This is a genomic window from Streptosporangium pseudovulgare (assembly GCF_014648055.1).
Lineage (GTDB): Bacteria > Actinomycetota > Actinomycetes > Streptosporangiales > Streptosporangiaceae > Streptosporangium > Streptosporangium pseudovulgare.
Genome location: NZ_BMQJ01000013.1, coordinates 248,283 through 264,780 on the forward strand (window position 1 = coordinate 248,283; position 16,498 = coordinate 264,780).

Sequence of the window (16,498 nt, forward strand, 5' to 3'; positions counted from 1 at the left end):
GGGAGCCGGGCCCCACCCGCGGGAGAAAACCGGAAATGTCGCCCGTACCTGGTTAGATCATGCAGGGCGACGCCGGTGGAGACCGAAGGCGGGCCCTCTCATCCCCCGCAACGAATGGAGACACAGCATGGCCCCGAGGACGGACCCGCAGTCGCCCTCGCCGCACCTCGCCGACAGCCACGACCTGATCCGCGTGCAGGGTGCGCGGGAGAACAACCTCAAGGACGTCAGCATCGAGATCCCCAAGCGCCGGCTGACGGTGTTCACCGGCGTCTCCGGCTCGGGCAAGAGCTCGCTGGTGTTCGGCACGATCGCCGCGGAGTCGCAGCGGCTGATCAACGAGACCTACAGCGCCTTCGTGCAGGGCTTCATGCCGACGCTGGCGCGGCCGGAGGTCGACGTGCTGGAGGGGCTGACCACGGCGATCATCGTCGACCAGGAGCGGATGGGCGCCAACTCCCGCTCCACCGTCGGCACGGCCACCGACGCCAACGCGATGCTGCGGATCCTCTTCAGCCGGCTCGGCGAGCCGAGCGCCGGGCCGTCGTTCCACTACAGCTTCAACGAGCCCGCCGGCGCCTGCCAGCGCTGCGAGGGCATGGGCAGGGTGACCGACATCGACCTGTCCCAGCTCTACGACGACGGCAAGTCGCTCAACGAGGGCGCGCTCACCATCCCCGGCTACAGCATGGACGGCTGGTACGGCCGCATCTTCGCCGGTTGCGGCTTCTTCGACCCCGACAAGCCGATCCGCGAGTTCACCGAGGGCGAGCTCCACGACCTGCTCCACAGGGAACCGACCAAGATCAAGGTCGAGGGCATCAACCTGACCTACGAGGGGCTGATCCCGCGGATCAGGAAGTCGTTCCTGTCCAAGGACCGGGAGGCACTGCAGCCGCACATCCGGGCGTTCGTGGACCGCGCGGTCACCTTCACCGCCTGCCCCGAGTGCGGCGGCAGCCGGCTCAACGAGGCCGCCCGCGCCTCGCGGATCAAGGGCGTCAACATCGCCGAAGCCTGCGCGATGCAGATCAGCGACCTGGCCGGATGGGTCCGCGACCTTGACGCGCCGTCGGTGGCGCCGCTGCTGGCCACGCTGCAGCAGACCCTCGACTCGTTCGTGGAGATCGGGCTGGGCTACCTCTCGCTCGACCGGCCCTCGGGCACCCTGTCGGGCGGCGAGGCGCAGCGCACCAAGATGATCCGCCACCTCGGCTCCTCCCTCACCGACGTCACCTACGTCTTCGACGAGCCCACCACGGGCCTGCACCCCCACGACATCCAGCGGATGAACGACCTGCTGCTGCGGCTGCGCGACAAGGGCAACACGGTGCTCGTCGTGGAGCACAAGCCGGAGATGATCGCGATCGCCGACCACGTCGTCGACCTCGGCCCCGGCGCCGGTACGGCGGGCGGCGCCGTCTGCTTCGAGGGAACCGTCGAGGGGCTGCGGGCCGGCGGCACCCTCACCGGCCGCCACCTCGACGACCGGGCCGCCCTCAAGGAGACGGTGCGGACGCCCACCGGGAAGCTGGAGATCCGCGGCGCGACGGCGCACAACCTGCGCGACGTCGACGTCGACATCCCGCTCGGGGTGCTCGTCGTCGTCACCGGCGTCGCCGGCTCCGGCAAGAGCTCGCTCGTGCACGGGTCGATCCCGGCGGGCGCGGGCGTGGTGTCGGTCGACCAGGGCGCGATCCGCGGGTCGCGGCGGAGCAACCCGGCGACCTACACCGGGCTGCTCGACCCGATCCGCAAGGCGTTCGCGAAGGCCAACGGCGTGAAGCCGGCGCTGTTCAGCGCCAACTCCGAGGGCGCCTGCCCCAACTGCAACGGCGCCGGCGTCATCTACACCGACCTGGCGATGATGGCCGGCGTCGCCACCGTCTGCGAGGAGTGCGGGGGCAAGCGGTTCCAGGCGTCGGTACTGGAGTACCGCTTCGGCGGCCGTGACATCAGCGAGGTGCTCGCGATGTCGGTGACCGAGGCCGAGGAGTTCTTCCGCGCCGGTGAGGCGCGCACACCGGCCGCGCACGCCATCCTCGCCCGGCTCGCCGACGTCGGCCTCGGCTACCTCAGCCTCGGCCAGCCGCTCACCACGCTGTCCGGCGGTGAGCGGCAGCGGCTGAAGCTGGCCACCCACATGGCCGAGAAGGGCGGCGTCTACGTCCTCGACGAGCCGACCACCGGCCTGCACCTCGCCGACGTCGAGCAGCTGCTCGGGCTGCTGGACCGGCTCGTCGACTCCGGCAAGTCGGTCATCGTCATCGAGCACCACCAGGCGGTCATGGCGCACGCAGACTGGATCATCGACCTCGGTCCCGGCGCCGGTCACGACGGCGGCCGGATCGTCTTCGAGGGCACCCCCGCCGACCTCGTCGCCGCCCGTTCCACCCTCACCGGCGAGCACCTCGCGGCCTACATCGGAGCCTGAGGCGCCTGACCGGGCCCCTCGGACCGTGCCCGTGCGCGGCCCTGAACGGGCCCCGCACGGGCACGGTCCCCGAAGCGTCCGTCCCCGGCTCGACGCGCACGCCCCCGATCACGGCGGCCGGCGGCATCCGTGGTCCGCGGCCGCCGGCCCCCGCTCCTGAACGTGAAAAGCGCCTTCGACGGGCGTTGACAGGACCTTCGGCGTCCGCTGTGCCTCCCGGTCGAAGGCGCTTTCCTCACCGCGGTTCATCAGCGGCAGTGCCGCTCCTCACCGTGTGTTCGTCAGCAACAGTCCTGGTCATCGGCCGACGCGACCGATGCGACCGATGCGACGGCCACTCCGCCGGCCGTGGCGGAGGCAGCGAGCAGCAGAGCGACCGCCAGGCGCAGCAGAGTGCGTTTCATGGGATCTCCTTCGTGTGACGGGACGCCGGCGGGGTCCTCGGCGTCCGCTGTGCCTCCCGGTCGAAGGCGCTTCTCCTCGCCGTGTGTTCGTCAGCAGCAGTAGATCGTGTCGGCCGACGCGGACGACGCGATGGCCACCCCGCCGGCCGTGGCGGAGGCGGCGAGCAGTACGGCGGCCACCAGGCGTAGCAGCGTGTGTTTCATGGGATCTCCTTGTCGAAGGTGCTTTGCCTCGCCGTGTGTTCGTCAGCAGCAGTGCTGGTCATCGGCCGACGCGACCGATGCGACGGCCACCCCGCCGGCCGTGGCGGAGACGGCGAGCAGCAGGGCGGCCGCCAGGCGCAGCAGAGTGCGTTTCATGGGATCTCCTCCGTCAGCAGCAGTGGGCCATGTCGGCCGACGCGGACGATGCGATGGCCACCCCGCCGGCCGTGGCGGAGGCGGCGAGCAGTACGGCGGCCGCCAGGCGCAGCAGCGTGTGTTTCATGGGATCTCCTTCGGTGGCAGCAGCCGGCCGCCTCGGTCCGGGAAGTGGATCCGGCGACGACCGCGTCCGGGTTCGTAGACGACGATGCGCGGCCGACCCTGAAAAATCCTTGCGAATAACCTTGAATCGGCAGATCGCAGCCGGTTACACACGGGTGATCGAGAGATTGGGGTGCGGTGTGCCGGCGGAATTCCGACTTCTGGGTGACCTGGAGGTTCGCGCGGACGGTCGACGCGTCGAACTCGGACATCACCGCCAGCGGTGCGTACTCGCGGTGCTGCTGACCGAGGCCGGCAGGCGCGTGTCGATCGATCAGCTCCTGGACCGGGTGTGGGGTCACCACCCGCCCCGGCACGGCCGCGACACGCTCTACAGCTACCTGTCCCGCCTGCGGCGGACACTGGCGGCGGTCGACGGTGCGCGGATCGCACCGCGGAGCGGCGGTTATGTGATCAGCGTCGATCCCATGACGGTCGACATGCACAGGTTCCAGCGCTGGGTCGGAGAAGCCCGAACCGCCGACGACGCCCACGCCCGGCGTCTGCTGGAGCAGGCGCTCGCCCTGTGGCGCGGGGACGCCCTCGCCGGCCTGGACACCCCCTGGCTGAACACGCTGCGCGAAGGGCTGGTCCAGCAGCGGCATGCCGCCGAACTGGACCTCACCGACGTCCACCTCCGCTCGGGGCGGCATGCCGAACTGGTGCCCGCGTTGACGATACGGGCGGCGCGCCATCCGCTGGACGAGCGACTGGCCGGTCAGCTCATGCTCGCCCTGTACCGCAGCGGCCGGCCGGCCGACGCCCTGCGGCACTACCGGCGAATCCGGCTGCACCTGGTCGAGGAACTCGGCGCCGAGCCCGGCCCGTCACTGCAGGACCTGCACCGCCGCATCCTGACCGCCGACCCCACGACGACACCGCCCGCCCCCACACCGCCCGCCCCCACACCGGCCACACCGTCCGGGCCGCCCGGCGTCGTGCCGCGTCAGTTGCCGGCCCCGCCGGCCAGGTTCACCGGCCGGAGAGCCGAACTCGAGCAGCTCAGCAGAGCATTGGACGAATCCGGCCGGCCGGGGGGCACGGTGGTGATCTCCTCCATCGGCGGGATCGGGGGCATCGGGAAGACGTGGCTCGCCCTGCGCTGGGCGCACGAGAACATCGACCGTTTCCCCGACGGACAGTTGTTCGCCGATCTGCGAGGCTTCGATCCGATCGAGCAGCCGCTGTCCCCGGCCATCGCCGTACGCGGCTTCCTGGAGGCACTCGGCGTCGCCCCCGAGAGGACACCGACGGACCTGGACGCGCAGGTGGGCCTTTACCGCAGTCTGGTGGCCGGACGGCGGATGCTGATCGTGCTGGACGACGTCCGCGACGCCGACCAGGCCACCCCCCTGTTACCCGGCAGCCCCACCTGCACGGTCGTGGTGACCAGCCGCCACCAGCTGGCCGGAATGACCGCCGCCAACGACACCCGGCCGGTGGCTCTGGACGTACTCGACGACGCCGAGGCCCACCGGCTGCTCCTCCACCGGCTCGGCGCCGACCGGTTGGCGGCGGAACCGGAAGCCGTGGCCTACCTGCTGGACTGTTGCGCGGGTCTGCCGCTGGCACTGGCCGTCCTCGCCGCCCGCGCCGTGCTCAGCCCGCGGCTGCCGCTGGCCGCACTCGCCACCGAACTGCGGGACACCGCCGGCCGGCTGGACGCGTGGGACACCGGGGACCTGCGGACCAACCTGCGCGCCGTGTTCACCACCTCCTACCGTGGCCTCTCCGCGCGGGCCTCCGAGGTGTTCGGACTGCTGGGCCTGGCGCCGGGCCCGGACATCGGCCTCGGCGCCGTCGCCGCCCTGGCCGGCCTGCCGCCCACCCGGGTACGCGGACCGCTGCGAGAACTGGAGGGGATGTCGCTGATCCATCAGCACATTCCGGGCCGGTGGCGCATGCACGACCTGGTCCGTCTCTACGCCGCCGAACAAGTCCGCGAGGACCGGTCCGAGATCGCCCGGCAGGCCGCGCTGCGGCGGCTGGTCGATTTCCACCTGCACACCGCCTACGCCGCCGAACGGCTTCTCGCGCCGCACCGCGCACCGATCACCTTCGACGCCCCCGCTCCCGGATGGTGGCAGGGGCCGCCGGCCGACCACGCCGCCGCCTGGACGTGGTTCGCCGACGAACACGCCTGCCTGCTGGCCACCCGGGACCTCGCCACGAAGCAGAACCGGCACGAAGCGGTATGGCGGCTCACCTGGAGCCTGGACACCTTCCACTTCCGGCGCGGCGCCATACAGGACCAGTTCGACGGCTGGCTGGCGGGACTGGAGGCCGCTCGCCATCTCGGCGATCCCGAGGTCCAGGCGCTGGCCCACCGGATCCTCGGCAACGCCTGCGCCCGGCTGGGCCGGCACGACCTGGCCATGGATCACTTCCAGCAGGCTCTCACCCTCACCCGGCGCACCGGGGACCTCGCCGCCCAGGCCCAGATCCATCAAGGTATGGCGGTGTCCTGGGCGCAGCGGGAGGACCTGCGGCGGGCTCTGGAGCACACCGCCCAGGCCCTGCACCGCTACCGGGCCCTCGACGACCATGTGCGGATGGCCGACGCGCTCAACGACATGGGCTGGTACGCGAGCAGGCTCGGACTGCACACCGAGGGCCTCGCCCACTGCGAAGCCGCCCTGGCCCTGTTCCGCCGCCACCGGCACCGCGACGGGGAGGCCAACACGCTCGACAGCCTGGGATACATCGCCCACCACACGGGCCGGTACGACCAGGCCCTGAGTCACTACAACGAGGCTCTCAGGCTGCTTCAGGAGATCGGCAACGCCTTCGACGAAGCCAACACCTGGGAACACCTCGGAGAAGTCCACGCCGCGATGGGTGACGGGCAGCAGGCCCGCAGCGCGTGGCGCGAGGCGTTACGGCTCTACCAAGCCCAGAACCGCGCCGAGGACGCCGACCGCGTTCGGCGCCGGTCACCGGCCGTCTGAGCGCCGATCCGCGGTTCCGCCGCGGCGCTCCGGGGACCGTCGACGCGTACGGCGAAGCCGTCGCGCGTGGAGCGGGAGACCGCGGTGAGCCGCTGAACCCGGAGCCCCGCCGGGCCGGGTCCGCCGGACGGGTTCACCGCGTCGGCGAACCTGTCCGGCGGACCCGCCCGGCCGAGGCGGGATTCTCGGATCGGGTCCGCGCGGGACGGTGCCCGGTTCCCATGCGGCCGGCTCATCTCCCGCCGGCGAGGGTGTGGGCGACCAGTGCGTTGGCGTGGCCGTGCCCGAGGCCGTGCTCGGACTTGAGCCAGCCGACGAGTTCCATGTGCCTGGTCAGGGGGGAGGAGCCGATGAGGTCGATCCATTCCTGGACCGGGCGCCCGTACCTCTTCTCGATGGCGGGGAAGTAGCTGGAGGGATCGCCCTTGGCCGGTGCGGTCATGTCGCGGAACTCCGTTCTGATGGTGGTGGGGGTCAGGCGAGGGTCTTGTGGATGATCTCGGCGCCGGTGGCGGCGTCGGTGGCCAGGCCCTGGTGGTCTCCGGGGAAGACGAGCGGTTCGACGCCGAGCCGTTCGGCCAGCACCCGGGCCGACAGCGCGGGAACGCCGTCCCCCGAGGCCGCTCCGACGCCGACGGTGACCGGTACGGGACCGGAACGCAGTGCGGCGATGTCGGGCTCGAAGCGCAGCACGGGCAGCAGCACGTGGGCCAGGAAGTGGTCGAGGTTGCCCTGGATGCGGCCCATCATCTCCAGCGCCTCGGGCGGCATCTGCGAGGGGTCGGGCATCGCGGGAGGCGCGGCACCGTCCCCTTCGACGGTGGCGATGAACCTGCCCATCGCCATGCCCGCGCCCTGGTCGCGGTAGGTGTCGTACACGTCCTGGAACACCGCCCGCCAGCGCTCGCGGTCGGGAAGCAGTTCGGGGAGCGGCGGCTCGTGCACGACCAGGGCGCGCACCCGTTCGGGGTGGCGTGCGGCCAGGTCAAGGGCGGTGAGCGCGCCGCCGCTGTTGCCCAGCACGTAGGCCGGCTCGTCACCCAGGGCGGCCAGCAGGCGGTGAGCGTCGTCGCTGAAGACCGCGACGTCCTGGTCGGCGGGCGGTTCGGTCAGGACGCTGCGGGACAGGCCGCGCTGGTCGTAGGTGACGACGGTGTAGCGGTCGGAAAGGCACGCGGCGAGCCCGGCCAGCGCTCCGGCGTCGGCGGGTGCGCCGGGGATCATCAACAGCAACGGCCCGGTTCCCCGGACCTCGTAGTGCAGGCGGGCGCCGGGGACCTGGAATGTCCTGATCTGAACGTCGTTCATCGTGATGTCTTCCATTTCGTATGGCGGAGCGGTCAGGTGGGCTGGTAGGTCAGGTCGAGCACACCGGTGGCGAAGGTGACCGACCGGGCGAGCTTGAGAGGCACGGGCGCGGTGCCGTCGGGGAACAGACGCTGCCCGGCGCCGACCACCAGGGGGTGAACCAGCAGGCGCAGCTCGTCCAGAAGCCCGGCCCCGAGCAGGGCGCGGATCAGGCTGATGCTGCCCGCCACCGAGATCGTGCCGCCGGGCCGCCCCTTGAGTTCTTTCACCGTGGCGACGACGTCACCCTTGATGAGGGTCGCGTTGGTCCAGCCGACCTCGGTGAGCGTGGTGGAGGCGACCAGTTTGCGGATGCCGTTGATCGCATCGGCCATCTCGCCGGTCCGGTGCGGCCAGACGGCGGCGAACGCCTCGTAGGTCACTCTCCCCAGCAGCAGGGTGTCGGCCTCGGCGTACATCTGGCCGACCGCCGCCCCCATCTCCTCGTTCAGATAGGGGAAGTGCCACGTCTCGGGCGCCTCCACCACGCCGTCCAGTGAGACGAACAGCCCGGCCGCGATCTTCCGCGCCGTCATGCGATCACTCCTCGAAAGTCACCGGGTGGACCGGCCATATGGCGGAACGAGCAGCAAGCTTGTCTTTTGCAAGCATGGTTTGTCAACTGAAGGTCGCTGTAGGATGTGCCCATGACGGTTCGTGAGTACGGACAGTTCTGCGGCCTGGCCCGCGCGCTGGAGATGGTCGGCGAACGCTGGACCCTGCTGATCGTCCGCAACCTGCTGTCCGGGCCCCAGCGCTACACCGACCTGCGCAGGGGCCTGTCCTCCATCCCGACCAACATCCTGTCGGCCCGCCTCAAACAGCTCGAAGAGGCCGGGCTGGTCCTCCGCCGCGCGCTGCCCCATCCCGAGCGCTCGGTCGTCTACGAGCTCACCGACCACGGGCGCGACCTCGAACCGGCCCTGATCGCGCTCGGCCGCTGGGGCTCCCGGACCATGACCGAGCCACGCGCCGGCGAGGTCGTCACCGCCGAGTCGGTGGCCATGGCCTTCCGGACCACCTACCGGCCGGAGGCGAACCAGGACGCCACGGTCGGCTACGAGGTCCGCATGGGTGAGTTCACCCTCCGCATACAGATCACCGCCGGGGCGCTCACGGTCGGCATCGGCCCGCACCCCGCCCCGGACCTGGTCGTCGAGAGGCTGAACGACCAGGGGATCCACGCTCTGATGACGGGCGTCAAGACCCCGGACGAAGCACTCGCCGACGGCAGCGTGCGGGTGGAGGGCGATCCCGCGCTGCTCCACCGGTTCGTCGAGACGTTCCGCTTCTGACCGGCCACCCGGCGAGGTGCCGAGGCCGATCGCGGACGGCCCCGGCCACCTGGCCGGGGCCGTCCGCGCGGAGCGGGTCGCGTCGCATCCCGGCCGCGGGCGGAGCGCGTGGCCGATGATCGACTCTCGGGTCCTCCGCGTACACTCACGGGCATGGCATGCCGCATCAGCGAGCTGGTCATCGACGCCGCCGACCCCGAGCGGCTCGCCGTGTTCTGGAGCGAGGTCCTCGGCTACGCCGAACTCGGCAGGGAGGACGACGGGAGCATCGAGATCGGGCCGCCCGACGCCGGCTTCGGCGGGCCGCAGCCCACCCTCGTCCTCAGCCCCAGCAGCGCCCCGCGGACCGGGAAGCTCCCGCTGCACATCGACGTCAACCCCACCGACCGCGACCAGGACGCCGAGCTGGAGCGGCTGCTCGCCCTCGGGGCCAAACCCGCCGACGTCGGCCAGACCGGCGCCGAGAGCTGGCACGTCCTGGCCGACCCGGAAGGCAACGAGTTCTGCCTCCTGCGCGCCCGGCTCCGCCCCATCCCCGACTGAATTCGCGGCGGACGGGGGCGGACGCCTCCCTCCCCGCCCCCGGCCGGACGGCGTCCGGCCACGCGAGACCTGCCGGCGTCCGGTGTGCCGGCCGTCGGTCCTCGTCGTCGGCGACCTCCGGGTCACGGAAGGGGAGCGGGGCCTGGTGGCGCGGGGCGGGAATTCATGCCATTTTTCTTCCCTTGCTTCGGGGCTATTGTTTCGCCATCTCACGGATCCACTGTCCGGATATTTCGTAATCCGGTGTTAATTCATTCCTATGGAGGTGGCTTCCATCAGAGCCAGCAAGAGGACCGCCGGGTTCACCCGGCGGGGAAAACGCTTCCCTGGTCCGGTTCCCGCGCCCGGAACGGGCAGGGCCCGTCCGTCGCCCACCCCGGCCGGGGGAGGCGGGAAGCCGCTCCCTCCGAGGACCGGAGAAGGCGGGCATGCGGGGCTGTCGAGGATCGTCGGCGCGCTCATGCTCACCGTGGCGGCCGTGCCGGTCGTCACGGCGGTCCCGGCCGCCGCCCGCGCGGCGGACCCGCCGTCGGTGGTGATCGACTCCTCCGAGGCCGCCCCCGGCGTCGTACGGCTCGCCGGGCGCTTCACCGGGGCGTACGACGTGTCCGTCGTGGTGAACGGCGAGCGGATCGAGCGCGCCAGGGTGAGCGACCCGGACGCCGACGACAGCGGGACGTGGTCGTACGACCTGGACACCGGCGCGATGGACGGCGAGATCGAGGTCTACGCCAAGGCGACGGCCGCGGAGACGCGGTACGGCACGTGGTCGGAGCCGCTCACCCTGCGGGTGGACAACCCGCGGGCCAGGGCGCCCGAGGTGTCGATCTCCGAGCCCGCCGACGGGGCGCGGCTCACCCGGCCCACGCCGGTGCGGATCGACGTCGCCGGGGCGGACGTGCGCTCGGTGCGGGTCCGGGTCAACGGCGGCCCCTGGCAGCGCGCCGCCGGCGCCAGGGGGCGGTACGTCGCGCTGGTGAAACCGGCGGAGTACGGCGACGTCATGGCGAGCCTGGAGGCGGAGGCGACCGACGCGCGCGGACACGTCTCCAGGTCGGCCAGCAGGTACGTGGCGTTCGGCGCGGCGAAGAAGGAGCGCCCGGTGCCGCACCGGCAGGACCGGGCGATGTGGATCTGGGAGAAGGCGTCCTACAACCTGGTGCTCAACCCCGGGTCGCGCCGCCTGCTGGAGACCGTTCTCCCGCCCGGCTCGACCATGTACCTGGGCGTGGACACGTACGCGGGGCGCGACATGATCGAGGACGCGCGTCCCGAACTGCGCGACCTCGTGGCCTGGGCGCACCGCCGGGGGATGAAGGTGCACGCCACGGTGGCCGGCGGGACGCGCCCGCCCTACCTCGGCGCGCTCTCCCGGTATCGCGACCGCGCCGTCGGGGAGATGGAGCGGGTCCTCGACTACAACTTCTCCTCGAAGCCGGCCGAGCGGTTCGACGGGATCAACGTCGACATCGAGCCGTACAGCCTGCCCTGGTTCAACAGCGCCAAGCCCGACGTGCAGATCCAGTGGCTGGACACCCTCCGCGCGATGATCGCGCGCCGGGACGCGTCCGGGCAGCCCCTGCTGTTCGGCCCCGCCGTACCCCGCTGGCTGGACACCTCCGCCTGCTGCACGGACATCCCGTACGGCGGGACCACCCGCGCCATGTCCGAGCACATCCAGGACATCAGCGACTACATCGCGATCATGGACTACCGCGACCAGGCGGACGGCGGCGTCGGCATCATCGCGCAGGCGGCCGGTGAGATCGCCTATGCCGAGCGGATCGGCAAGCCGCTCTCCGTGGTGGTGGGGGTGGAGACGCTGGACATCGCGACCAGCGGCGACCCGTCCAGCATCACCTTCCGCGAGGAGGGCCGGGACGCGCTGGAGACGGAGCTGGCGAAGGTCTACCAGGCGTTCTCCGGCCGCTCCGCCTTCGCCGGGGTGGCGCTGCACCACTACGACTCCTACCGGGAGCTGCCCACGATCTGGGGTCCCTCGGCGCGATGGCCCGAGCCTCCCGCCGACTCCGGGCCGCCCACGGGCGTCGGGTCGCCGCCGAAGGCCGTCGCGTTCGACCACGCCACGGTCGACCTGACCTACGGGCGGGCGCGCGACGACACCGAGGTCGACTTCTACGAGGTGCACCGGTCGGCGGAGCCGGACTTCACCCCCGGCCCCGGCACGCTCGCCGGCAGGGCGCGCGGCCTCACCCACACCGACGCCGGGCTGCTGCCCGGCACCACCTACCACTACCGGATCGTGCCCGTGGATGTGGCCGGACACCGCGGTCCCGCGTCCGATCCGGTCACCGTGACGACCGGCGCCACCGGCCTGCGTCCCATGGTCGTGGAGTCGATGACCGTCACCCTGGAGGGCGGCGCGGCGCGGGTGCGGCTGCGGGTCGTGGACGAGGAGACCGGGCGGCCGGTGGCCGCCACGGTACGCGGGCGCTTCACCTTCTCCGCCGGACGCTACGTGACGGTGACCGCGAACGCCGACGGCTGGGCCACCGCGACGTCGGAGGCGCTGAAGCAGCCGACCGGCGAGGTCGGCTTCGCCGGTCATCGGCTGACCGCCGCCGGCCACTACTGGGCCGGCGCCTATGACCGGGGCAGGGGAGTCACCGTCCGCTGGTGACGCCGGCTCCGCCGAAGGGCCGCCTCCCGCCGGAGGCGGCCCTTTCGCCATGCCTTAGGGGTTGAATTCATTCCTTTCAGGTGACAAACAAGGGATGAATTTAGCATTGACATTGCTCCTGTTTGGCGAGAAGAATCCCGTTATGGAGCCACTCGATGGAATGAATTCTCTCCCAAGGGGGAGAAGGTTCCGCACCCTCGCGGCACGCCTGCGGCAGGAGATCGTGCAGGGCCGCTGGCCGGTCGGCGGCAGACTGCCGACCGAGGCCGAGCTGGCGCAGACCTACGCGGTCGGGGTGAACACCGTGCGCCGCGCGGTCGACCTCCTGGTCGAGGAGGGACTCGTCCGGCGCCGTCAGGGGTCGGGCACGTTCGTGACCGCCTCCGTCGCCGCCGGGGCCAAGCCACGCCTGATCGGCGTGCTCGTCCCGTCGAACACCTACTACTTCCCCCAGGTCGTCCAGGGCATCGAGCGGGCGGCCACCGCCGCCGGAGTGCAGCTCGTGCTCGCGTGCTCCAACTACGACCCCGACGTCGAGCCGGCGCAGATCCAGCAGCTCGTCGACGTCGGAGTCTCCGGTCTGCTGCTGGTGCCCAACCTGCACCTCGCCGCCGACCCCGACGCGCACCTGGCCCGCCTGCGCGAGCTGCCGGTGCCGTACGTGCTGGTGGAGCGGCGGCCGGCCGACCCCCGCCCGGCCGACCCGACCTCGTACGTCTGCACCGACGTGCACGGCGGCGGCTACGCCGCGGTCCAGCACCTCAGCCGGCTCGGCCGGAGCCGGATCGGCTACCTCGGCCGGCTCGGCACCGCCAGTTCGGAGCAGGTCTTCGCGGGATACCGCCAGGCCATCGCCGACCTGGGGCTTCCGGAGATCCCGGAGGCCGTGGCAAGGCAGCCCGTCTGGACCGGGACCGACATGCTCGCGTACGCCAACTCGCTGGTCACGGAGAAGGTGCGCGCGGTGGTGTGCCTCGGCGACCGCGAGGCGACCACACTTCTGCCCTACCTGCGCCGGGTCGGCCTCACCGTGCCCGACGACATCGCCGTGGTCGCCTACGACGACGAGGTCGCCGATCTGTCCGAGGTGCCGCTCACCGCGGTGTCGCCCCCCAAGGCCGAGGTGGGCCGCATGGCGACCGAGCTGCTGCTCCGCCGGATCGAGCTCGGCCCCGTCGCCCCGGTCTGCCGGGTCGTGCTACAGCCCCGCCTGGCCGTACGGGCCTCCTGCGGAGCCGCCTCCGGCAGCCTCGTCGAGGTCCGCGTCCCGATGTGACGCCGGCCGTCATCCTCACCCCCCTTCCCCCTTTGTTCTGGAGGACCCAATGAGAGTGCGCATGCTCGCCGCCGCCGCGGTGGCCGTCCTCACCATGGCAGGCACGGCGTCATGTGGCGGCTCGGCCGACGACTCCGGGGCGGTCACCCTGAAGCTCGGCTTCTACGCCGCCGCCGGAGACAAGGCCGACACGACCATGCGGGAACTCGTCAAGGAGTTCACGGCCGCCAACCCGTCGATCAAGGTGCAGCTCGAGGTCGCGCCGTACGTCAAGTTCTTCGAGCGGCTCAGGACCCAGATCGCCGGCGGTCAGGCCCCGCAGGTGTGGCTGTCCGACGGCGTGCTCGTGCAGGAGTTCGCCGCGCGGGGCGCCCTCGCCGACCTGACCGACCGGGTCAAGGCCGTCAACGCCGCCGACTACTCCGGCATCGAGCTGAACAAGGACGCCCAGGGCCGGGTCTACGGCTTCCCGCAGGGCGCCCAGACCCCGGTGCTCTTCTACAACAAGAAGATGTTCGCCGAGGCGAAGGTCGCCGAGCCGACGGCCGACTGGACCTACGAGGACCTCGCCGCGGCGGCCAAGAAGCTCACCAAGGACACCAACGGCGACGGCAAGCCCGACACGTACGGCTTCCGCGCGTACTCGCCGGGCTTCACCGAGAGCTGGTGGCCCATCATCAAGGCGTTCGGCGGGGACATCGTCACCGACGGCAACCGCAAGGTGGTCGTCGACAGCCCGCAGTCCACGGCCGCGCTCGACTGGATGCTCGGCGCGATGGGCAAGGACGGCTTCGCCCCCGACTACGTGACCACCGAGGCCATGGGCAAGGGCGTCGTCCACACGCTGTTCGCCACCGGCCGGGTCGCCATGTCGTACGGGATCTACGCCCGTACCCTGCCCGCGGTGAGTGCGGGCGTCGACTTCGGGGTGGCGCCGCTGCCGAAGGGCCCGGCCGGCCGCGGCAACGTCGCGATCGTCAACTCGTGGGTGGTCAGCAAGGCGGCCTCGCAGGCGCAGGCCGACGCGGCGTGGAAGTGGATCACCTTCTTCTCGGGCGAGGGGCCGCAGCGCAGGTGGGCCGAGCTCGGCGAGGCGATCCCGATCAACAAGAAGGTCGCCACCACGGCCCTGCCCGCCGACCGCGGCAAGGCGTTCCTCGAATCGCTCGACGAGGCCACCGACCTCGGCACCAACGCCGTGTGGTCGGAGTACACCGAGGCCCTGGCCAAGCGGATGAACGAGGCGCTGTCCGGCTCCACGCCCGTCGCCACCGCGCTCCAGACCGGCCAGAAGGAGGCCCAGGAGGTCATCGACCGCTTCTACGCGGGGCAGACGCAGTGACGGTGCTCACCGAAGAGACCGGGAAGGTGGCCGCCGAACAGCGGCCACCCGCCCGGAAACGGCACGCGGGCGAGCGGATCTGGGCGTTCGCCTTCGCCTCGCCCTACATCCTCCACCTGGTCGCGCTGGCCGCCTGGCCGCTGCTGGCCTCGCTGTTCTTCAGCATGACCGACTACGACCTGCTGTCCTCGCCGAAGTTCGTCGGGTTCGACAACTTCACCCGCCTCTTCGGCGACCCGGTCTTCTGGCGGACGCTCGGCAACACCGCGTACTTCGCCGTGCTGTTCGTGCCGACCCAGACGGCCCTGGCCCTGGCCCTGGCGATCGCGCTCAACCAGCGGCTGCGCGGCATGGCCCTGTTCCGCGCGGCCTACTTCGTCCCGGTCGTCTCCTCGTGGGTCGTCGTCGCGTACGTCGCCGACGCGGTCTTCAACCCGCAGACGGGCATCGCCAACCAGGTGCTCGGCCTGTTCGGGCTGCCCGCCGAGAACTGGCTGCAGGATCCCGCGCTGGTGATCCCCACGCTCGCGGCGGTCGCGGTGTGGAAGGGCGTCGGCTACATGACGGTGCTCTTCCTCGCGGGCCTCCAGGCCATCCCCGAGGACCGCTACGAGGCGGCGAAGATCGACGGCGCGTCGGCCTGGAACCGGTTCCGGTACATCACCCTGCCGGGCATCTCCGGCACCACGTTCCTGGTGCTGGTGCTCACCTCCATCGAGACGCTGCAGTCGTTCGAGCAGGTCTTCGTGATGACCGACGGCGGCCCGCACGGCGCGAGCGAGCTGACCGTGCTCTACCTCTACCGGCAGGGCTTCCAGTTCTTCCAGATGGGCTACGCCTCGGCCATCGCGTGGGTGCTGTTCGTGATGGTGCTCGCGCTCACCCTGGTGCAGTTCCGGCTCCAGCGCAGATGGGTGCACTATGCGTAAGACCGTTTCCTACGTGCTGGTCCTCGCGGGCGCGGTGGTCATGCTGCTGCCGTTCGCGGCGGCCCTCGGGAACTCGCTCAAGAGCTTCGCGCAGTACATCCAGGTCCCGCCGGTGTGGATCCCCGACCCGGTCCAGTGGGACAACTACGCGGAGGTGTGGCGGCGCACCCCGTTCGGGCTCTACCTCGTCAACAGCCTCGTGATCGCGGTCCTCGCCGTCGCCGGCAACGTGCTCACCAGCGCCATGGTCGGGCACGCCCTGGCCAGGATGCGCCTGCCGGGCAAGCAGACGCTGCTCACCATGGCCCTCGGGACCATGATGCTGCCGACCGTCATCACGATCGTCCCGAACTTCCTGCTGTTCCGTTCGCTGGGCTGGCTGGACTCCCTGCTGCCGCTCATCGTGCCGTACTGGCTGGCCACGCCCATCGGGATCTTCCTGATGCGGCAGACGTTCCTCGGCATCCCCCAGGACTTCGAGGAGGCGGCGGGCCTCGACGGGGCCAACCCCTGGCAGGTGTTCTGGCGGATCCATCTCCCGCTGGCCAAGCCCGCCCTGGCCACCCTCGCGGTCTTCACCTTCACCACGTCGTGGAAGGCCGTGCTGGAACCCACCATCTATCTCACCTCACCCGAGAACTACACGCTGCCGGTCGGCGTGCTGAGCCTCAAGGGGCAGTTCGTCGGGAACGACCAGCTCGTCACGGCCGCGGCGATGATGAGCCTGCTGCCGATGCTGGTCGTGTTCGTCCTGGCCCAGCGTTACTTCGTCCGCGGAACCATGTCCGCGGGACTCAAGGGCTGAGAATCCTCA

General features: G+C 71.2%; 13 protein-coding genes. 9 read left to right on the forward strand and 4 right to left on the reverse strand.

The window, feature by feature from the left end:
* The first annotated feature begins 127 nt into the window (after positions 1-127).
* Entirely contained in the window at positions 128-2,434 is a 2,307-nt protein-coding gene (locus tag IEZ10_RS25235; protein WP_189248983.1) for an ATP-binding cassette domain-containing protein, read from the forward strand.
* A gap of 281 nt (positions 2,435-2,715) precedes the next feature.
* Here IEZ10_RS25235 and IEZ10_RS40045 read toward each other — a convergent pair whose 3' ends face one another.
* Positions 2,716-2,838: a hypothetical protein gene (locus tag IEZ10_RS40045; protein ID WP_268246366.1), complete on the reverse strand. Its 123-nt coding sequence runs from the start codon at positions 2,836-2,838 to the stop codon at positions 2,716-2,718.
* A 665-nt stretch (positions 2,839-3,503) separates the two neighbouring features.
* On the opposite strand from IEZ10_RS40045, the gene IEZ10_RS25240 reads away from it, so the two are divergent.
* Entirely contained in the window at positions 3,504-6,311 is a 2,808-nt protein-coding gene (locus IEZ10_RS25240) for an AfsR/SARP family transcriptional regulator (RefSeq protein WP_189248984.1), read from the forward strand.
* Between the two features lie 232 nt (positions 6,312-6,543).
* On the opposite strand, the gene IEZ10_RS25245 is transcribed toward IEZ10_RS25240, so the two are convergent.
* The 3 genes from IEZ10_RS25245 to IEZ10_RS25255 are packed head-to-tail and all read right to left on the reverse strand — an operon-like array spanning position 6,544 to position 8,194.
* Complete coding sequence (locus tag IEZ10_RS25245; RefSeq protein ID WP_189248985.1) at positions 6,544-6,753, reverse strand: DUF4287 domain-containing protein; 210 nt, start codon at positions 6,751-6,753, stop codon at positions 6,544-6,546.
* 32 nt (positions 6,754-6,785) lie between these two features.
* On the reverse strand, positions 6,786-7,619 hold the full coding sequence (locus IEZ10_RS25250) for an alpha/beta hydrolase (RefSeq protein WP_189248986.1): 834 nt from the start codon (positions 7,617-7,619) through the stop codon (positions 6,786-6,788).
* Positions 7,620-7,651: 32 nt separating this feature from the next.
* The gene (locus IEZ10_RS25255) at positions 7,652-8,194 is read right to left on the reverse strand and encodes a dihydrofolate reductase family protein (RefSeq protein WP_189248987.1); all 543 of its coding nucleotides are present in this window, start codon (positions 8,192-8,194) and stop codon (positions 7,652-7,654) included.
* Between the two features lie 111 nt (positions 8,195-8,305).
* Between IEZ10_RS25255 and IEZ10_RS25260 the strand changes: the two genes are divergently transcribed.
* The 7 genes from IEZ10_RS25260 to IEZ10_RS25290 all read left to right on the forward strand — a co-directional run bounded on the left by IEZ10_RS25260 (position 8,306) and on the right by IEZ10_RS25290 (position 16,489).
* Complete coding sequence (locus tag IEZ10_RS25260; protein ID WP_189248988.1) at positions 8,306-8,953, forward strand: winged helix-turn-helix transcriptional regulator; 648 nt, start codon at positions 8,306-8,308, stop codon at positions 8,951-8,953.
* 153 nt (positions 8,954-9,106) lie between these two features.
* Positions 9,107-9,496, forward strand: coding sequence for a VOC family protein (locus tag IEZ10_RS25265; RefSeq protein WP_189248989.1), 390 nt, complete (start codon positions 9,107-9,109; stop codon positions 9,494-9,496).
* 460 nt (positions 9,497-9,956) lie between these two features.
* Positions 9,957-12,137, forward strand: coding sequence for a fibronectin type III domain-containing protein (locus IEZ10_RS25270; RefSeq protein ID WP_189248990.1), 2,181 nt, complete (start codon positions 9,957-9,959; stop codon positions 12,135-12,137).
* A 160-nt stretch (positions 12,138-12,297) separates the two neighbouring features.
* Entirely contained in the window at positions 12,298-13,413 is a 1,116-nt protein-coding gene (locus IEZ10_RS25275) for a GntR family transcriptional regulator (RefSeq protein WP_229811629.1), read from the forward strand.
* Between the two features lie 49 nt (positions 13,414-13,462).
* Positions 13,463-14,755 carry an extracellular solute-binding protein gene (locus IEZ10_RS25280; RefSeq protein WP_189248992.1) on the forward strand — a complete coding sequence of 431 codons (1,293 nt, stop codon included), beginning with the start codon at positions 13,463-13,465 and terminating at the stop codon, positions 14,753-14,755.
* 2 nt (positions 14,756-14,757) lie between these two features.
* Positions 14,758-15,684, forward strand: a complete 927-nt coding sequence (locus tag IEZ10_RS25285) for a carbohydrate ABC transporter permease (protein WP_229811630.1) — start codon at positions 14,758-14,760, stop codon at positions 15,682-15,684.
* Positions 15,677-16,489: a carbohydrate ABC transporter permease gene (locus IEZ10_RS25290; protein ID WP_189248993.1), complete on the forward strand. Its 813-nt coding sequence runs from the start codon at positions 15,677-15,679 to the stop codon at positions 16,487-16,489. The genes IEZ10_RS25285 and IEZ10_RS25290 overlap by 8 nt, the downstream gene beginning before the upstream one ends.
* Positions 16,490-16,498: the final 9 nt, after the last annotated feature.